Raw genomic sequence first — 17,166 nt, forward strand, 5'->3', positions numbered from 1 at the left:
CGGACATGGCCAAGCCGATCGTCGTCGGCGTCGACGGCTCGCGTGAGAGCTCCGCCGCGGCGCACTGGGCGGCCAGGGAGGCGCTCCGCCGCGGCCTGCCGCTGCGTCTGGTCCACGCCTGGGAAGGGCTTCCGGAGCCGGGCACGCAAGTGCGGCTGCCCGAGCTGTCGGCCCCGCAGTACCGGGCCCGCGGGGTGCTGCGCTCCGTGAGTGCCGGACTCCTCGGCGGTTACCCCACGTTGTCCGTGTCCACCGAGCAGGTCAAGAACTCGCCCGTCCCGGCGCTCCTGGCCGAGTCGGCATCGGCCGAGCTGCTGGTGCTGGGCAGCCAGGGCCTTGGGAGCGTGAGTGGGGTGCTCGCCGGTTCGGTCGCTCTGGCGGCCGCTGCCCACGCGGCGTGCCCGCTGGTGCTCGTACGCGCCGCATTCACGCGTGACAGTGAGCACCTGTCGTTCGGTGGGGCCGCGGGTACGTGCGGCCCGCTCCGTGACGTGGCGCTCGCCGTGGACCTCCGGCAGCCGAGCGGTGCCGTCACGGAGTTCGCCTTTCACGCGGCGGAGTTGTGGAACGCACCGCTTCGCGTGGTGCACGCGTGGCATGTCCCGTTGCGGAAAGGGCTGGTGGGCCGGGACGAGCGCGCGGCGGCCAAGGAGTGCGCGGAGACCGGTCTTGCCGCCGCCCTGAGTGCCTGGCGGGCCACGTTCCCGAAGGTTCCGGTCCGTGAGGTCGTGGTGGAGGGAAGGCCCGTCCACCACGTCCCCAGGGCGGCGGCCGGCGCGGGGCTGCTGGTCGTCGGCCGTCGGTCGCGGCCGGCCGCGCTGGGACCCCACACGGGTGCGGTGACGCATGCGGTGATCCACCACGTGGGGTGCCCTGTGGCGGTGGTTGCGCACGAGTGACCACGGGTGCCAGCCGGTGACATCGGTGTGCCGCGGTCGGGTGCCTGTCGCCGGCCGTGCCGCGGGGCTCCTGCCGTCAGTCGAGCGGCACGACCGCGACCGGGCAGGCCGCATGGTGCAGCACGGCATGGCCGACCGGACCGAGCTGCAGGCCGACCGAACTGTGACGTCGACGGGCGCCGACGACCAGCAGGTCCGAGAGCGCGGACGCCTCCACCAGCACGTCACGCGCCCGGCCTTCGTGCGGCTCGGCGTGTGCCCGTACGCCGGCGTGGGCCTCACGGGGGTCGTGCAGCGCCACCGCCAACTCGTTCTCGGCGCGCACCACATGGGCCTGGCTGTCGTCCGTCGGGTAGTCGGGCAGCTCATGGGCGGGGCAGCGCCAGGCGCGCAGTGCGAGCACCTCGGCCCGCCTCAGTTCCGCTTCATGGAAGGCGAAATCGGCTGCCGTGGGAGCTTGTTCGGGAGCGCCGACGCCGAGGGCGATCCGGCCGAAGCCGCCGTGCACGTTCTTGTCGCTCCCGCGTACCACGACCACGGGACACTCGGCGTGGGCGGCCACCGGGAGGCTCACCGAGCCGAGCAGGAGACCGGAGAACGTCCCGCGGCCGCGGCTGCCCACCACGATGACGCCTGCCTCGCGCGAGGCCTCGACGAGTGCGGACGAAGGATCCTTCTCCGCGATGTGACTGGAGATTCGTGCCTGCGGGGCGCGCTTTCGGGCCCGCTCAAGGGCCTGCGCCACAAGGTGTTCGGAATGCTGGCGCAGGCTGCCCCGGGTGAGACCGGAGGACGGCTGGAGCGCTTCGTACCGCTCCCAGCGCGAGGCATGCACGATGCGCAGATCGGTGTTCCGCAGGACCGCCTCGTCGACCGCCCAGTCCAGCGCCTGCAGACTCGGGTCCGAGCCGTCGATGCCCACGATCATCTCTCGCTCCACTGTGTCCCGCCTCCTTCGGATCGGTCCCGCCACAGGGGTCCGTCGCTCTCACGCTGCCACCCACTCGGATCGGTGAGCAGGGCCCGACCGGCATTCCCGCATGGGACGTCCGGCCCATTTCCATCCGCCGCCCGGATGCGCAACCTGGGCGAAGAGCCCCTCGTACGAGCCGGGTTGGGAGGTAGTGGTGATGAGCACCACGCCATGGAGTGCATCGCTTCTGGAGGGCTGGCTGACGGCGGCCATCGCGGCACCTTCCATCTTCAACACGCAGCCGTGGAGGTTCCGCCTCAACGTCGACACCATGTTCCTGGAGGTGCGCGCCGCACCGGACCGGGGCCTGCGGGAGGCGGACCCCACCGGCCGGGCGCTGCACCTCTCAGTGGGCGCGGCCCTGTTCAACCTCCGTGTCGCGGTGGCCCATGACGGCTGGACGCCGGTGACGCGTCTGCTGCCCGAGCCGGACGATCCGGAACTGCTGGCCTGCGTGCGCACGGTCCAGGCGCCGCAGCGGCGTGTCCAGGACCATCGGAGCGACCTGTACGACGCGATAGGACGTCGGCACAGCTCACGCTTCCCGTTCGCGGACCGTCCGCTGAGCGCCGGTGTCCGCGCGGAGTTGACCGAAGCGGCGCACCTGAGCGGGGGTGCGCTGACGTTCCCGGAGTCGGCCGAGAAGGCCTTCCTGCTGGATGTCACGAGGGAAGCCGAGGAGCGTAACCGCCGCGACCCCGACCGTGCCTCCGAGAGCCGTCGCTGGGTGCACCGAGACGCCTACGACCGGGCCGACGCGGGAATGCCGCGCGGGACCCTCGGAGTGCAGGACGCCCATGAGCAGCTGCCCATGCGGGACTTCACGGCGCTGCGAAACGTGGCGCGGCTGCCGTCCCAGGAGTTCGAGCGGCACCCGGTGATCGCCGTGCTGAGTACCGCGCACGACCGCCGCGCGGACTGGTTGCGGGCCGGGCAGGCTCTTCAGCACGTGCTGCTCGTGGCGACGGCCCACGGCCTGCGGACCTCCCTGCTCCATCAGGCGGTGGAGTGGCCCGACCTGCGCCGGGCCCTGCGCCCCGAGCCCGAGCACACCGGGCATGTCCACATGCTGGTGCGCCTGGGGTACGGACCGGAGGGCGCGGCCAGCCCGCGCTCGGCGTCCAGCGAGAGTCTGCTCACGTCCGCGCGTGGGGCGTAGGGGATGAGGACGTGGCCGGGGTGCCGAGAAATGTGGTCGTCGGAGGGTGGCCGGGAGGGAATCGGACGGAGGCGGGACCAACGGGACGGCTACCAACTTTCTTGTGACCAGAGAAGGCGGAACGCGCCGCCGAGCAGGAGGAGCAATGCCGGTGCCGGCCTTGGACCCCACGTCCCTGACCGCCCTCGTCCGGGACTCCGCCACGGCCCCCTCGATGCACAACGCTCAGCCGTGGCGCTTCCACTTCGCGTCCGACAGCCGGACGCTGCGCATCAGCGCGGACCCCGCCCGTGCCATGCCGACGAGCGATCCCGATCGTCGTGCGGTGCACATCGGCTGCGGGGCGGCCCTGTTCAATCTGAGGGTCGCCGCCGCCCACGCCGGGTGGCATCCGGGCGTGCGGCTGCTGCCCGACCCGGCGGACCCCCTGCTGATGGCCACGGTCCACTTCGGGGCGGACGCCGCGACGGACGAGGCCGGCTCCCTGGCCGCGCTGTATCCCGCGGTGCGCCAACGGCACACCAGCCGCTGGCCGTTCGACGACAAGGAGGTCCCGGAGCGGGTGCGGGCCGCCCTCGCCGAGGCCGCCCGCGAAGAGCAGGCCCGGCTGGCCTTCCCCGGGCAGTGGCACACCGAGGTGCTGCGGGAACTCGTCCTCGACGCCGAGGGGCGTGACCGGGAGGACCCGGGCCGCCTGGCCGACATCGAGCGATGGACCCGCATCGGCCCGGAGGCCGACGTGTCGACCGAGGGTGTCCCCGCGTACGCCTTCGGGCCGAGGAAGCGCCGGGGCGAGGCGCTGGTGCGGGACTTCGCCGGCCGCCGCGCGGTCGCCGGTCGCGGCGCCACGGCGTTCGAACTCGTCCCGCATCTGGCTCTGTTGGGTACGACGGGGGACCGGGCGCTGGACTGGCTGCGGGCGGGCCAGGCGATGGAACGGGTCCTGCTCCTCGCCACCCTGCACGGCCTGGCGACCTCGCTCACCTCGCACGCGCTGGAATGGCCGGATCTGCGCAGCCTCGCCAGAGACCCGCTCTCGGCGATGGGACACGTCCAGATCGTGCTCCGACTCGGCTACGGGCCGATGGGGCCGACCACCCCACGCCGCCCTGTGAACGAGATCCTCGACATCGAGTGAGCGTAGCCCCGGTCACCCCTGGGCCGACCGGCCCTCCCCTCGCGCCCCGGGCGGCCCATACCGGCCCCGCGGGTGGACCGGCAGGCTGGCGGCACAGGCGCATCGGGACGGCCCGCGAAGACGGACGCGGTCAACGCGGCCCACCGGGAGGCGGTCGGCGGATCCTTGCAGGGGATCCCGCGGGTGTCCGAGGCCCCGATCGACGTCGGCGCGCGCCTGACGTGGACCCGAAGCAACCGGCGGAGGGAGTGGTGATGGCCCCAGGGACGCGTATCGCGGTGATCGGCGTGGGCAACGAGTTCCGGCGCGACGACGGTATCGGCTGGGCCGTCGTGGAGCGGCTGCGGGAGCGCGCCGCGCGGCGCCCGCTGCCCGCGGGCACCGTGCTCGGCACGTGCGAGGGGGACCCGGGACGGCTGATCGGTTTGTGGGAGGGGGCGGGCCTGGCGGTCGTCGTCGATGCCGCGCACGCCCACCCCGGGCAGCCGGGCCGGGTGCACCGGATCGAGCTCGACGCCGAGCGGCTGAACCAGCCGCCCACGACCAGCTCGCACGGCCTCGGCCTGGGCGAGGCCGTCGAACTCGCCCGCGTGTTGGGCCGGTTGCCGGGCCGCCTTGTCGTGTTCGCGGTCGAGGGCGGCGACAGCTCGCTCGGCACGCACATGTCGCGGGCCGTGGCCGACGTGGTCGGGCCGCTCGCGGCGTCGGTCGAGGACGAGATCGTCCGCTACCGCGACGCCGCCGCCCGGGGGTGAGCGCATGAGCCGCGTCGTGCGGGTCCAGGGGCAGTGGGTGTACGACCCCCTGCCCACCCTCGCCGATCTGTTGGCGCGCCGCGCGGAGGGCGAAGCCGTGCCCGCGCTGGCCGCCGCCTTCCACATCACGCTCGCCGAGGCCACCGCCGAACTCGTCACCAGAGCCGTTGAGTCGGGCGCCCCGCGCACCGTCTGTCTGGCCGGTGGCTGCGCGGAATCAGTTACGGACAGGCGGCCGTCGCCGCCGCCCGGCTCGGGCAACAGAAGGAGTGAGCAGGCGCCATGTGTCTTGGAATCCCCGGGCAAATCAAGGAAGTTCACGACAGCGGCGGACTGCCCATGGCGACCGTCGACTTCGGCGGAGTGCGCCGCGAGGTGTGCCTGGCCTACACGCCGGAGGCCGCCACAGGGACGTACGTCATCGTGCACGTCGGCTTCGCCATCACCACGGTCGACGAGGCCGAGGCACGGCGCACCCTCGATGTGCTGCGCGCCATGGACGGCGCCGTCGAGGGAGAGCTCGGCGAGGCGCTGCCCGCCCCCGGGCCGGGCGGTGGGAGGGCAAGGGCCGGACGGCCCAACGGCGATGCCCGCCCGGCACCTGGGGAGCGGGGCACCGGCGCCGGAACCTCTAGGTGACCGTGGCCGACTCCGCGCCGGCCCGCGACGGACAGGGGAGAGGCCGTGCCCGAGACGCATGCACTGCTCACCGACGGGACGACCGTCCGGATCCGCCCCGCCCGGGGTTCGGACCACGACGCGGTACAGGGGCTGTACGAGGAGATGTCGGACCTCAACCTGCGGCTGCGCTTCTTCGGCATGAGCCGCAACTCGGCCCGGAAGGCCGCGGACCGCATGTGTGTGTCCCTGCCGCCTCCCGGCTGTCAGGGGCTGCTCGCCGAAGTGCACGAACAGCTCGTCGGCGTCGCCGAGTACCAGCGGACCGCCGACTCGGACCTCGCGGAGATCGCGCTGGCGGTCTCCGACGCCTGGCACCACCGGGGCGTGGGCACACTGCTGCTGGAACACCTCGTCTCCGCCGCCCGCGACGACGGCATCACCGCGTTCACCGCGGACGCCCTCGCGGAGAACCACGCGGTGCTGAAGGTCTTCGCGGACCTGGGCCTGCGCACCGTACGCCGCTTCGACGGCCCCGAGGTGCACTGCACCGTCCAACTCGACCAGGACGAGGACTACTTGGCGACGGTGGACGAGCGCGGGCGCGCGGCGGACGTGGCGAGCCTCGGGCCCCTGCTGCGACCCGGTTCGGTGGCGGTGATCGGCGCCGGCCGCAAGCCCGGATCCGTCGGCAGGGCGATCCTGCGCAACCTCTGCTCCGGCGGATACACGGGACGCATCCACGTCGTGCACCCCCAGGCCGCCACCCTTCTCGGAGTGCACGCCAGTCCGTCCGTGTCCGCCCTGCCCACGCCCCCGGACCTCGCCGTCGTGGCCGTGCCCGCGGTCGAGGTCGGCCCCGTCGTCGAGGAGTGCGGCAAGGCGGGCGTGCGCTCCGTGCTGGTCGTCACCGCGGGGCTCGACGCCGCGCAGGCCGCCACGTTGCTGGCGACCTGCCGCGCCTACGGAATGCGCTGCGTCGGCCCCAACTGTCTGGGACTCGCCAACACCGAGGAGGGCTTGGCCCTCGACGCCACCTTCGCCGCCGGACACCCGCGCCCCGGCACGGCCGGCGTCGCCGTGCAGTCCGGAGGCGTCGGCATAGCGCTGCTCAGCGGCCTGGAGCGGCTCGGCATCGGCGTCTCCAGCTTCGTCTCCCTCGGCGACAAGTACGACGTCAGCGGCAACGACCTGCTGCAGTGGTGGGAGAGCGACGGCCGCACCGACCTGGCGCTGCTGCACCTGGAGTCCTTCGGCAACCCGCGGGCGTTCTCCCGCACCGCGCGCCGGATCACCCGGCGGATGCCGTTGCTGACCGTGGACGCGGGGCGCACCGAGGCCGGACGGCGGGCGGCTGCCTCGCACACGGCCGCCGCTGCCACCCGCACCATGACCCGCCGGGCCCTGTTCACCCAGGCCGGCATCACGGCGACCGGCACCGTCCGTGAACTCCTGGACACCGCGGCCCTGTTGCACACCCAGCCGGTTCCGGGCGGAAACCGGGTCGCCGTCGTCACCAACGCGGGCGGAGCCGGAGTGCTCGCCGCCGACGCCTGCGCCGAGGCCGGACTCGTCCTGCCGGAGCTGCCCGCCGAACTCGTCGACGACCTGCTGGCCGTCCTGCCGTCCGGCGCCACGGCCGCCAACCCCGTCGATGCCACGGCCACCGTGTCCGAGGACGAACTGCGCGCCTGCCTCGACCGGCTCGCCGACACCGGCGCCGTCGACGCCGTCCTGGTGGCCCTGGTGCCGACGGCGGTCGCCGCGGCCACCGGGGACGACCTCGTCCGCTCCCTGTCCCGCGCCCCGGGGACACCCGCACCGCGTGGCACCCGGACGACCGTCGCGGTCCTCCTCGACCAGGACGTTCCCGTACGCCTGCTGCCCGCCGGTGACGGACATGTCCCCGCCTACGCGGACCCGCGGTCCGCGGCCCGCGCCATCGAGCACGCGGTGACCCGTGCCCGGTGGCTCGCCCGGCCGCGTGGCACGGTCCCCGTGATCGCCGACACCGACCGGGCCCGTGCCGAGGGCGTCGTGGAGCAGTACCTCGCCGCGCACGAGGACGGCGGCCTGCTCGACCCGCGCACCTGCGCCGAGCTCCTCGACTGCTACGGCATCCGGCAACTGCCCTGGGCCTGGGCCGAGACGGAGGACGACGCGGTGCTCGCGGCCGAGCGTGTCAAGGGCCCCGGCGGCCTCGTCGTCCTCAAGGCCTACTGGCCGGGTCTGCTGCACAAGACGCAGGAGCACGCCGTCCACCTCGACCTGCGCGGTGACACACAGGTCCGTGCGGCCTGGAGGGACCTGGAGACCAGGTTCGCGGGGCTCATGACCGGAGCGGTGGTGCAGCCGCTCGCCGAGCGCGGCACCGAACTGTTCGCCGGAGTCGTGCAGGACGCCGTGTTCGGCCCGCTGGTCCTGTTCGGCCTCGGCGGCACCGCGACCGAGGTCCTGGCCGACCACGCGGCCCGTCTGGCACCGCTGACCGACCACGATGTCCACGACCTGATCACGGCCCCGCGCTGCGCTTCGCTGCTCTTCGGACACGGCGGCGGGGGACCGGTCGACCTGGAGGGTCTGGAGCAGCTCCTGCTGCGCCTGTCCACGATGGCCGGAGACCTTCCGCAGCTCGTCGAGGCCGACTTCAACCCGGTCCTCGCCCGCACCGACGGTGTGACCGTCCTCGACGCGCGGGTGCGCCTGACACCGGCCCGCGCTCAGGACCCGTATCTGCGCCGGCTGCGCTGAGCGGGCCCGCCGCCCGCACGCGGTCAGTCAGAAGGAGGCAAGACGATGAAGCACAGCAAGGTCGGCTCGGTCATGGTGAGCGACGTCATCCGGGTCGAATACGGCACCTCGTTCAAGGAGTTGGCACGCCTGCTGCACGGACATCGCATCAGCGGCCTCCCGGTCGTCGACGAGGACGCACACGTCATCGGGGTGATCTCCGAGACCGATCTGCTGACCCGGCAGGCGCGGGACGACGAACGCCCGTACGTCGGCCGTGGGCGCCGACTGCGGCGGCCGGTCCTCAGCCGTGCGGCCCGTTCCGAGACCCGCAGGGCGACCGCGCGTACGGCGGGCCGGTTGATGTCCCAGCCGGCGATCACGGTCCACGCCGAGGACACCATCGCGGAGGCCGCTCGCACCATGGCCCACCACAAGGTGGAGCGGCTGCCCGTGGTCGACGAGGAGGAACGCCTCGTCGGCATCGTCACCCGGCGCGACCTGCTCCAGACGTTCCTGCGGACCGACTCCGAGATCCGCCGCGAGGTGATCGACGAGGTGTTCGTACGCAGCCTGTGGCTGTCGCCGCAGACCCTCTCCGTCCAGGTGCACGAGGGCGTGGTCACGCTCTCCGGACAGGTCGAGCGGATCAGTGAGAAGGAGATCGCTGCCCGCATGACCGGCCACATCGACGGAGTGGTCGGCGTGGTCGACAAGCTGACGTACCGGCTCGACGACTCGCATCTGCGCCCGGACAGCGACGCGTTGCACGGCGTCGCGGACGACTGGCTGCGCAAGCTCTGAAGGAGGGCGAGGAACATGACGGACGCGATCCCCGCGGTGCTGGTCGTCCACGCGACGAAGAACGGCTCCGCCACCGAGAATCGCCGAACACATCGGCGAGGTACTGAGGAAGGGGGCTGCGCCGTCACGGTGCGTCCGGCGAGCGACATCCACACGGGCACGTCACCTTCGGCGGCCGTCCCGGAATCCTCCGACAGATGGGCCGGAACGGCCTGTGACAGGGACTTTCGGCCCAGGACGTGCGACCGGGTGCGGAGGAGGCTGGTAACGAGGAGCCTGGGGCTGCGCCCCCGAGGCCCAAAGGGAGGAGGCACGGCATGTTCGCCATGTTGCTTCTACTCGGAGCGGTGATCCTCGGGGCCGGACTGGTATTCGGCTTCCACGCCGCGATCATCGGCCTGATGCTGATGGTCGGCGGAGTCATCGGCCTGACCACGCTCACGGGCGTGCGTCGACTGCCGGGCGAGCGCGCGAAGGTCGTCGAGGAGCGGCACTACATCGGGGGCCGTGAGGACTTCGACCACCGCGCCGGCCACTGGCGTTGACACACGAGGTCATGATCGGCCGCCGCGAGCCCCGTTGACCGGATCAGGGCCGCTCGGCCCATACCCCCGACGGCCCCGGCGTCCGACCGTGGAGACGGACCGGAGACCCGACCAAGGAGGCGGCCATGGAGGCCACCCGAGCCACGGCAGCGCACCCCATCGGCGCCACCGCAGTCCTCGACCGGCAGGGACTCGACGCCCTCGTCGCGGCCCTGGCGGCCGACGGACGCACCGTCGTCGGCCCCACCGTGCGCGACGGCGCCGTGGTGCTCGCCGAACTCGACGGGGCGCAGGCGCTGCCGTGGGGGTGGGGGACCGAACTGGACGCCGGGCGTTACCGGTTGACGCGCCGCGGCGACGGAGCGGCGTTCGCGCACACCTCGGGGCCGCAGTCCTGGAAGTCCTTCCTGCACCCGCAGCGGGAGAAGCAGTGGGACGCGGACCGCGACCCCGACACCGGCCGGCTGACCGTGCGGCCGTCGGGGGAGGAGCGACCCGCCTACGCGTTCCTCGGCGTCCGGCCCTGCGACCTGCGGGCCATCGCCATCCAGGACCGCGTTCTGGCCGGCGGCCGCTTCAAGGACGACGGTTACGCGGCGCGGCGCAGGAAGGCGTTCCTCGTGGCCGTCGAGTGCACCGAGCCCGGCGAGACGTGCTTCTGCGTGTCGATGGGTGCCGGCCCCGGCGCCGACGCCGGCTTCGACCTCGCCCTGACCGAACTCGTCGACGCCGACCGGCACCGCTTCCTCGTCCGCGTCGGGAGCACGGACGGCGCCCGGATCCTGTCGCACGTGCCGTGCACCGAAGCGGACATGGCCTCCGCCGAGGCCGCGCGCGGGGCCGTCGACGCGGCCCGCGAGCGGATGGGCCGCGCCATGCCGCCGGTCGACCTGCGCGCCCTGCTCGGCGCGAACCCGGACGCCGACCGCTGGGACGACGTCGCCGCCCGCTGCCTGACCTGCGGCAACTGCACCATGGTCTGCCCCACCTGCTTCTGCACCACCACGGAGGAGGTCACCGACCTCACCGGCGACCACGCGGAGCGGTGGCAGCGCTGGGACTCCTGCTTCGACCTCGACTTCTCCCAACTGCACGGCGGCCCGGTCCGCGCCACACCGCGCAGCCGCTACCGGCAGTGGCTCACCCACAAACTCTCCACCTGGTACGACCAGTTCGACTCCACGGGCTGTGTCGGCTGCGGCCGGTGCATCACCTGGTGCCCCGTCGGAATCGACATCACGGAGGAAGCCGCGGCTCTGGCAGAGGAGGCCGCACGATGATCGCGACAACGACACCCCGGATGGCTCAGGCGCTCTCCCCTGTCCACCGGGCCCAACTCATGGGCATGGCACGGCAGGCCAACTTCGCCGAGGGCACCAGGATCCTGGACGAGGGCGCACACGCCGACCACTTCTGGATCATCCGCACCGGCACCGTCGCCCTCGACATGCACGTGCCCGGACGCCGTCCGGCAGTCATCGAGACTCTCGGGTTCGGCGAACTCGTCGGCTGGTCCTGGCTCTTCGAGCCGTACGTGTGGCAGCTGGGCGCCGAGACGATGAGCCTGGTCCGCGCCTTCGAGTTCGACGCCACGAAGGTCCGGGCGCTGTGCGAGAACGACGCCGGCTTCGGCCGGGAGATCGAGCACTGGGTCGGCGAGGTCCTCGCGCACCGCCTGCTGGCGGCGCGCACCCGGCTCCTCGACCTGTACGCCCCGCACGGCAGCGGGCTGCCACGATGAGCGCGGTCCCCGTCCCGTACCAAGTGGTCGAGCGGTGGGACGAGACACAGGACACGGTCACACTGCGCCTGGCCCCGACGGACACACCCCTCTCGCGCTTCGCCCCGGGGCAGTTCGCCATGGTGTACGCGTTCGGGGTGGGCGAGATCCCCGTCTCCGTCAGTGCGATCGCGACCGCAGGGGACGGTCTCGCCCACACCATCCGCGCGGTCGGAGCCGTGTCAACGGCGCTGTGCGGCAAGCAGGTCGGTGACGTGGTCGGGCTGCGCGGCCCCTTCGGGACGAGCTGGGGCGAGGAGAAGGCGCTCGGCCACGACCTCTTGGTCGTCGCGGGCGGGATCGGACTCGCGCCCCTGCTGCCGCTGATCCAGCATGCCACCCGCACACCAGAGGCGTTCGGCCGGACCAACCTCCTCATCGGAGCCCGCACCCCGTCCGACCTCATCTGCCGTACGGAGACCGGCACTTGGGCCACGGCGTACACCGGTGTCACCGTCGACCACCCCGACACCGCCTGGCGCGGCGAGATCGGTCTGGTCACCCGGCTCCTGGACGGCGCCCGCTTCGACCCGGCACAGTCCACCGCGTTCGTGTGCGGACCCGAGCCGATGATCAGGGCCACCGCCCGCGACCTGGTCCACCGAGGGGTGACACCGGACCGGATCCGGGTCTCCTTGGAGCGCAATATGCGCTGCGCGACCGGCCACTGCGGGCACTGCCAGCTCGGCCCGGTCCTGCTGTGCCGCGACGGCCCCGTACTCGGCTACGACCGGGCCGAACCCCTCATGTCCGTAAGGGAGTTGTGAAGACGATGACCGGGACCCCGACGCTCGCCGTCTTCAAACTGGCCTCCTGCGACGGCTGCCAGCTCACCCTCCTTGACTGCGAGGACGAACTCCTCGCGCTCGCGGACAAAGTCCGCATCGCACACTTCCTGGAGGCGTCCAGCAAGGTGCTGCCGGGACCGTACGACCTGACCCTCGTCGAGGGATCGATCACCACCGCCGCGGACGCCACCCGCATCCGTGACATCCGCGCGGCCTCCCGCCACCTCGTCACCATCGGTGCCTGCGCCACGGCCGGCGGCATCCAGGCGCTGCGCGACTTCGCCGACGTCGAGGAGTTCCGCCGCACCGTCTACGCCCGCCCCGACTACATCGACACCCTCGCCACCTCCACCCCGGTCTCCGCCCATGTCGACGTCGACTTCGAACTGCGCGGCTGCCCCATCGACAGGCGCCAACTCATCGAGGTCATCACGGCGTTCCTGGCAGGCCGGAGGCCCGACGTCCCCGACCACAGTGTGTGCTTCGAGTGCAAGCGGCGCGGCACGGTGTGCGTCACCGTCGCCCACGGCACACCCTGCCTGGGCCCCGTCACCCACGCCGGCTGCGGAGCGATCTGCCCCGCCTACGGACGCGGCTGCTACGGCTGCTTCGGCCCGTCGGGATCGGTGAACCTGCCCGCGCTCATCCCGGTGCTGCAAAGGGGAGGGGCATCGCGCGGCGATTCGGGCGAGGGCGGTGGCGGGCGACGGGCGGGCGGACTCGACGACCGGGACACCGAACGCCTCCTGCGCACCTTCAACGCCACCGCGTTCGCCCCGTACCAGAGGGAGCCCCGACCGTGACCCACCGTGGAACCCGTGTGCTGCACGTCGGCTCCCTGGCCCGCGTGGAGGGCGAAGGCGCCCTCCACCTCACCGTGGACGGCGAGTCCGTGACCGCCGCCCGGCTGCGGATCTACGAGCCACCGCGCTTCTTCGAGGCGTTCCTGCGCGGCCGCGCCCACACCGAACCGCCCGACATCACCGCCCGGGTGTGCGGGATCTGCCCGGTCGCCTACCAAATGAGCGCCTGCGCGGCGATCGAGAACGCGTGCGGCGTCCAAGTTCCGCACCGGATACAGGAGTTGCGGCGCCTGCTGTACTGCGGGGAGTGGATCGAGAGCCAGACGTTGCACATCTATCTGTTGCACGCCCCCGACTTCCTGGGCCGGGACGGCGCCGTCGACCTGGCCCGCACCCACCGCGCCGACGTCGAGCGCGGACTGCGCCTGAAGCAGGCGGGCAACGCCCTGCTGGACCTGCTCGGCGGCCGGGCGATCCACCCCGTCAACGTCCGCGTCGGAGGCTTCCACCGCGCCCCGACGAAGGCCGAGCTGCGCCCACTCGCCGAGCGGCTCCGCCGGGCCCGCGACGACGCGTGGGCGACGGTGCGGTGGGTGTCGGGATTCGACTTTCCCGAAGCCGAGAGCCCGCACGACTTCCTGGCCCTGTCCGAGCCGGACCGGTACGCCATCGACACCGGCACACCCACCGTTTTGCCCTCGGACTCGAACCGCACCCGCAGGTTCGCCCTCGCCGATTTCACCAGTGAGGTCGTCGAGACACAGGTCCCGCACTCCACAGCCCTGCACGCCACACTGCGCGGACGTCGCCACCTCACCGGCTCCCTCGCGCGGTACGCGATCAACGGCCGGCTGCTGTCACCCACCGCGCTGGAGGCGGCCCGCGAGGCCGGACTCGGCGACCCGCGCGACGCAGACGTGTGCCGCAACCCGTTCCGCAGCATCCTCGTCCGGTCCGTGGAGGTCGTGTACGCCGTCGAGGAGGCCCTGCGCATCATTGACACCTACGAGCCGCCCGCGCGCCCCTCCGTGGAGGTGCCGCCGCGCGCGGGTGTCGGTCACGGAGCCACCGAAGCGCCCCGCGGACTGCTCTACCACCGCTACGTGCTCGACGCCGACGGGACCGTCACCGATGCCCGCCTCGTCCCGCCCACGTCCCAGAACCAGGGCGCGATCGAGGAGGACCTGCGCCGCATCGCCGAGGACGCGCTCGTGCAAAGTCGTTGTGACGACGCGGAGTTGACGCGGCTGTGCGAGCGGGTCATCCGCAATCACGACCCGTGCATTTCCTGCTCCACCCACTTCCTCGACCTGACCGTCGACCGCGTTCCCGCTCCGTAGGAGGCTCCCGTGAACGACAGCCCGCACATCGTCAGTGACGTGATGACCCACACCGTGGTCGCCGTCGGGCGCGACGCCCCCTTCAAAGAGGTCGTCGAGCTGATGGAGCAGTGGAAGGTCAGTGCCGTGCCCGTCCTGGAGGGCGAGAGCCGCGTCGTCGGTGTCGTCTCCGAGGCGGACCTGCTGCCCAAGGAGGAGTTCCGGGACGCCGACCCGACCCGGTACGACCAACTGCGCCGGCTGTCCGACCTGGCCAAGGCGGGAGCCGTCAGCGCGGGCGAGCTCATGTCCAGCCCCGCCGTGTGCGTGCGGGCCGACGCCACGCTCGCCGAGGCCGCCCGCATCATGGCCCACCGCAAGGTCAAGCGACTGCCCGTCGTCAACACCGAGGGCATGCTCGAAGGCGTCGTCAGCCGGTCCGACCTGCTGAAGGTGTTCCTGCGCAGTGACACGGACATCGAGGAGGAGGTACGGCGCACGGTCACCTCGTACCTCTTCCCCGGCCAGCCGGTGACCGTCACCGTCGCCGAGGGCGTCGTCACCTTCGGCGGCGCTCTGGCCAACCGGAACCTGGTGCCCGTCGCCGCCCGGCTCGCACGGGCCGTGGAAGGCGTGGTGGACATCCGCATGGACTTCACCGAGACCGCCCCGAAGCCGCGATGAAGTACCTCGACGAATACCGCGACCCCGTACTGGCCCGGCGGCTGCTCGCCGATCTCACGGCCACGGCGACCCGGCCCTGGCGGATCATGGAGGTGTGCGGCGGCCAGACCCACACCCTGGTCCGCCAGGGCATCGACGAACTGCTGCCGGCCGGCATCCGAATGATCCACGGCCCCGGCTGCCCGGTCTGCGTCACCCCGCTGGAGACACTGGACCGGGCCATGGAGATCGCCGCTCGCCCCGGTGTCGTGTTCACCAGCTTCGGCGACATGCTGCGCGTGCCCGGTTCCACGACGGACCTGCTGTCGCTGCGGGCCCGGGGCGCGGACGTCCGCGTCGTCTACAGCCCCATGGAGGCGGTGCGCCTGGCCGTCCAACACCCGGACAGGGAGGTGGTGTTCCTGGCCGTCGGATTCGAGACCACCGCTCCCGCGAACGCCATGGCGGCCCTCGACGCGGAGCGGCTCGGCCTGCCGAATTTTTCGCTCCTGGTCAGCCACGTCCTCGTACCGCCCGCCATGACCGCCCTGCTCGACGACCCCGACTGCGAGGTGCAGGCCTTCCTGGCCGCCGGGCACGTGTGCGCGGTCATGGGCTGGCGCGCGTACGAACCGATCGCCGCCCGCTACCGCGTCCCCGTGGTCGTCACCGGATTCGAGCCCCTGGACCTTCTTGAAGGCGTCCTGATGGCCGTGCGGCAGCTTGAGGGCGGGCGGTACGCCGTCGAGAACCAGTACGTGCGCGCCGTACGTCGCGACGGAAACACCGCGGCCCAGGAGGCGATGGCCCGAGTCTTCCGCGTCACCGACCGCGCGTGGCGCGGCATCGGCACGCTGCCGGGCAGCGGCCTCGAACTCGCCCCCGCCTACGCACGGTTCGACGCGGCCCGCCGCTTCGACGTCGCGGGCCTGCATCCCGTCGAGGATCCCGCCTGCATCGCGGGCGCCGTCCTGACCGGCGCCGCGCTGCCCACCGACTGCCCCGCGTACGGCACTCGCTGCACACCCCGCACCCCGCTCGGCGCCCCGATGGTGTCCACGGAGGGCACCTGCGCCGCCTTTCACACCGCGGGCCGCGTCCGGACCGAGTCGACCACGAGGAGCACACCATGACCCCGGCCTGCCCCACGCCGCACCACGACGAGGAGACCCTGCTGCTGGGCCACGGTGCGGGCGGGCGGCTGACCGCCGAACTCCTCGACGACGTGGTCCTGCCCGCGCTCGGCGCCCCGCCGGACGGGGTCCTGGAGGATGCGGCCCTGTTGCCGGGCGACAGTCAACTGGTGCTGTCCACCGACGGTTTCGTGGTGGATCCGCTGGTGTTCCCGGGCGGCGACATCGGCTCGCTCGCCGTCCACGGCACCGTCAACGACCTCGCCATGCGCGGGGCCCGTCCGGTCGCCCTCGCCCTCGCGGCCATCGCCGAGGAGGGCCTTCCGCTCGCCGAACTGCGGGCCGCCCTCCAGTCCGCGGGCAAGGCGGCGCGTGCCGCCGATGTCCCGGTGATCACGGGTGACACCAAGGTCGTCGGGCGTGGCGCTGCGGACCGCCTGTTCCTCACCACCACCGGCGTCGGCCGCCGCATCCCCGGCCTCGAACCGTCCGCCGCCCGCGCGAGGACGGGAGACCAGATCCTTGTCTCGGGCCCCATAGGACTGCACGGCACGGCCGTGCTCTCCACCCGCGAGGGCTTCGGCTTCGAGACCACCATCGCCTCCGACACCCGGCCGCTGCACCGCCTGGTTGCCGCGCTCGCCCCCTTCGGCCCCGATGTTCACGCACTGCGCGATCCGACCCGCGGCGGGGTCGCCGCCGTGCTGAACGAGATCGCCCGGGACGCGATGGTGGGCGTCGAGATCGAGGAGGGGGCGCTGCCCGTGCCGCCCGAAGTGGCGGCCGCTTGCGACCTGTTGGGGCTCGACCCGCTGGTCGTCGCCAACGAGGGCTGTTTCGTCGCGTTCGTGGCGCAGCGGTCCGCGGAGGCGGCGCTGGAGGCTCTGCGCCGACTGCCGGAGGGCCGCCAGGCCGCCTGGATCGGGGCGGTGGTCGATGCCTCGCCGGGAGGAGTGACCTTGCGTACGCTGGTCGGCTCGCGGCGCATCGTGGACATGCCGCTGGGGGAGCAACTGCCGCGCATTTGCTGAGGGTCCGGGTCGGCCGGGTTCGGGTTCA

At 72.6% G+C, this 17,166-nt stretch carries 17 protein-coding genes and 1 pseudogene; 17 read left to right on the top strand and 1 reads right to left on the bottom strand.

All coding sequences use genetic code 11. The features are described 5' to 3' along the window. The first annotated feature begins 5 nt into the window (after positions 1-5). Positions 6-899, top strand: a complete 894-nt coding sequence (locus RBJ65_RS27975) for a universal stress protein (protein WP_306322090.1) — start codon at positions 6-8, stop codon at positions 897-899. Between the two features lie 76 nt (positions 900-975). On the opposite strand, the gene RBJ65_RS27980 is transcribed toward RBJ65_RS27975, so the two are convergent. Next, complete coding sequence (locus tag RBJ65_RS27980) at positions 976-1,839, bottom strand: universal stress protein (protein ID WP_306322089.1); 864 nt, start codon at positions 1,837-1,839, stop codon at positions 976-978. Positions 1,840-2,029: 190 nt separating this feature from the next. On the opposite strand from RBJ65_RS27980, the gene RBJ65_RS27985 reads away from it, so the two are divergent. The 16 genes and pseudogenes from RBJ65_RS27985 to hypE all read left to right on the top strand — a co-directional run bounded on the left by RBJ65_RS27985 (position 2,030) and on the right by hypE (position 17,138). Continuing rightward, entirely contained in the window at positions 2,030-3,031 is a 1,002-nt protein-coding gene (locus RBJ65_RS27985; protein ID WP_306322088.1) for a nitroreductase family protein, read from the top strand. A gap of 145 nt (positions 3,032-3,176) precedes the next feature. Further along, on the top strand, positions 3,177-4,169 hold the full coding sequence (locus tag RBJ65_RS27990; RefSeq protein ID WP_306322087.1) for a nitroreductase family protein: 993 nt from the start codon (positions 3,177-3,179) through the stop codon (positions 4,167-4,169). Positions 4,170-4,423: 254 nt separating this feature from the next. Then, positions 4,424-4,924 carry a hydrogenase maturation protease gene (locus RBJ65_RS27995; RefSeq protein ID WP_306322086.1) on the top strand — a complete coding sequence of 167 codons (501 nt, stop codon included), beginning with the start codon at positions 4,424-4,426 and terminating at the stop codon, positions 4,922-4,924. Positions 4,925-4,928: 4 nt separating this feature from the next. After that, positions 4,929-5,078, top strand: a pseudogene (locus RBJ65_RS42175) (hypothetical protein); the annotation flags it as partial. Positions 5,079-5,206: 128 nt separating this feature from the next. Next, positions 5,207-5,563 (top strand): HypC/HybG/HupF family hydrogenase formation chaperone, encoded by a 357-nt coding sequence (locus RBJ65_RS28000; protein WP_306322085.1) that lies wholly within the window; start codon positions 5,207-5,209, stop codon positions 5,561-5,563. A 45-nt stretch (positions 5,564-5,608) separates the two neighbouring features. Further along, complete coding sequence (locus RBJ65_RS28005; RefSeq protein ID WP_306322084.1) at positions 5,609-8,293, top strand: bifunctional GNAT family N-acetyltransferase/acetate--CoA ligase family protein; 2,685 nt, start codon at positions 5,609-5,611, stop codon at positions 8,291-8,293. A gap of 45 nt (positions 8,294-8,338) precedes the next feature. After that, positions 8,339-9,076 carry a CBS domain-containing protein gene (locus tag RBJ65_RS28010; protein WP_306322083.1) on the top strand — a complete coding sequence of 246 codons (738 nt, stop codon included), beginning with the start codon at positions 8,339-8,341 and terminating at the stop codon, positions 9,074-9,076. A gap of 317 nt (positions 9,077-9,393) precedes the next feature. Beyond that, on the top strand, positions 9,394-9,621 hold the full coding sequence (locus RBJ65_RS28015; RefSeq protein ID WP_306322082.1) for a hypothetical protein: 228 nt from the start codon (positions 9,394-9,396) through the stop codon (positions 9,619-9,621). A gap of 125 nt (positions 9,622-9,746) precedes the next feature. Then, positions 9,747-10,901, top strand: coding sequence for a 4Fe-4S dicluster domain-containing protein (locus RBJ65_RS28020; protein WP_306322081.1), 1,155 nt, complete (start codon positions 9,747-9,749; stop codon positions 10,899-10,901). After that, complete coding sequence (locus RBJ65_RS28025; RefSeq protein WP_306322080.1) at positions 10,898-11,362, top strand: cyclic nucleotide-binding domain-containing protein; 465 nt, start codon at positions 10,898-10,900, stop codon at positions 11,360-11,362. The genes RBJ65_RS28020 and RBJ65_RS28025 overlap by 4 nt, the downstream gene beginning before the upstream one ends. Further along, complete coding sequence (locus RBJ65_RS28030) at positions 11,359-12,168, top strand: FAD/NAD(P)-binding protein (RefSeq protein WP_306322079.1); 810 nt, start codon at positions 11,359-11,361, stop codon at positions 12,166-12,168. The genes RBJ65_RS28025 and RBJ65_RS28030 overlap by 4 nt, the downstream gene beginning before the upstream one ends. 5 nt (positions 12,169-12,173) lie before the next feature. After that, positions 12,174-12,992 (top strand): oxidoreductase, encoded by an 819-nt coding sequence (locus RBJ65_RS28035; protein WP_306322078.1) that lies wholly within the window; start codon positions 12,174-12,176, stop codon positions 12,990-12,992. Next, entirely contained in the window at positions 12,989-14,332 is a 1,344-nt protein-coding gene (locus RBJ65_RS28040) for a Ni/Fe hydrogenase subunit alpha (RefSeq protein WP_306322077.1), read from the top strand. The genes RBJ65_RS28035 and RBJ65_RS28040 overlap by 4 nt, the downstream gene beginning before the upstream one ends. Before the next feature lie 9 nt (positions 14,333-14,341). Next, positions 14,342-14,995, top strand: coding sequence for a CBS domain-containing protein (locus RBJ65_RS28045; protein ID WP_306322076.1), 654 nt, complete (start codon positions 14,342-14,344; stop codon positions 14,993-14,995). Next, entirely contained in the window at positions 14,992-16,107 is a 1,116-nt protein-coding gene (gene hypD / locus RBJ65_RS28050; RefSeq protein ID WP_306322075.1) for a hydrogenase formation protein HypD, read from the top strand. The genes RBJ65_RS28045 and hypD overlap by 4 nt, the downstream gene beginning before the upstream one ends. Next, positions 16,104-17,138, top strand: coding sequence for a hydrogenase expression/formation protein HypE (gene hypE / locus RBJ65_RS28055; RefSeq protein ID WP_306322074.1), 1,035 nt, complete (start codon positions 16,104-16,106; stop codon positions 17,136-17,138). The genes hypD and hypE overlap by 4 nt, the downstream gene beginning before the upstream one ends. The last annotated feature ends 28 nt before the right edge of the window (positions 17,139-17,166 follow it).

Source organism: Streptomyces sp. KL109B (assembly GCF_030766935.1).
Taxonomy (GTDB): Bacteria; Actinomycetota; Actinomycetes; order Streptomycetales; family Streptomycetaceae; genus Streptomyces.

Excerpts from the sequence above, each read along its gene's own strand:
- hypE (WP_306322074.1), top strand. The coding sequence starts at position 16,104 with ATGACCCCGGCCTGCCCCACGCCGCACCACGACGAGGAGACCCTGCTG.
- RBJ65_RS27985 (WP_306322088.1), top strand. The coding sequence starts at position 2,030 with ATGAGCACCACGCCATGGAGTGCATCGCTTCTGGAGGGCTGGCTGACG.
- RBJ65_RS28025 (WP_306322080.1), top strand. The coding sequence starts at position 10,898 with ATGATCGCGACAACGACACCCCGGATGGCTCAGGCGCTCTCCCCTGTC.
- RBJ65_RS28000 (WP_306322085.1), top strand. The coding sequence starts at position 5,207 with ATGTGTCTTGGAATCCCCGGGCAAATCAAGGAAGTTCACGACAGCGGC.
- RBJ65_RS28015 (WP_306322082.1), top strand. The coding sequence starts at position 9,394 with ATGTTCGCCATGTTGCTTCTACTCGGAGCGGTGATCCTCGGGGCCGGA.
- RBJ65_RS28020 (WP_306322081.1), top strand. The coding sequence starts at position 9,747 with ATGGAGGCCACCCGAGCCACGGCAGCGCACCCCATCGGCGCCACCGCA.
- hypD (WP_306322075.1), top strand. The coding sequence starts at position 14,992 with ATGAAGTACCTCGACGAATACCGCGACCCCGTACTGGCCCGGCGGCTG.
- RBJ65_RS27990 (WP_306322087.1), top strand. The coding sequence starts at position 3,177 with ATGCCGGTGCCGGCCTTGGACCCCACGTCCCTGACCGCCCTCGTCCGG.
- RBJ65_RS27975 (WP_306322090.1), top strand. The coding sequence starts at position 6 with ATGGCCAAGCCGATCGTCGTCGGCGTCGACGGCTCGCGTGAGAGCTCC.
- RBJ65_RS28010 (WP_306322083.1), top strand. The coding sequence starts at position 8,339 with ATGAAGCACAGCAAGGTCGGCTCGGTCATGGTGAGCGACGTCATCCGG.
- RBJ65_RS27995 (WP_306322086.1), top strand. The coding sequence starts at position 4,424 with ATGGCCCCAGGGACGCGTATCGCGGTGATCGGCGTGGGCAACGAGTTC.
- RBJ65_RS28030 (WP_306322079.1), top strand. The coding sequence starts at position 11,359 with ATGAGCGCGGTCCCCGTCCCGTACCAAGTGGTCGAGCGGTGGGACGAG.
- RBJ65_RS28035 (WP_306322078.1), top strand. The coding sequence starts at position 12,174 with ATGACCGGGACCCCGACGCTCGCCGTCTTCAAACTGGCCTCCTGCGAC.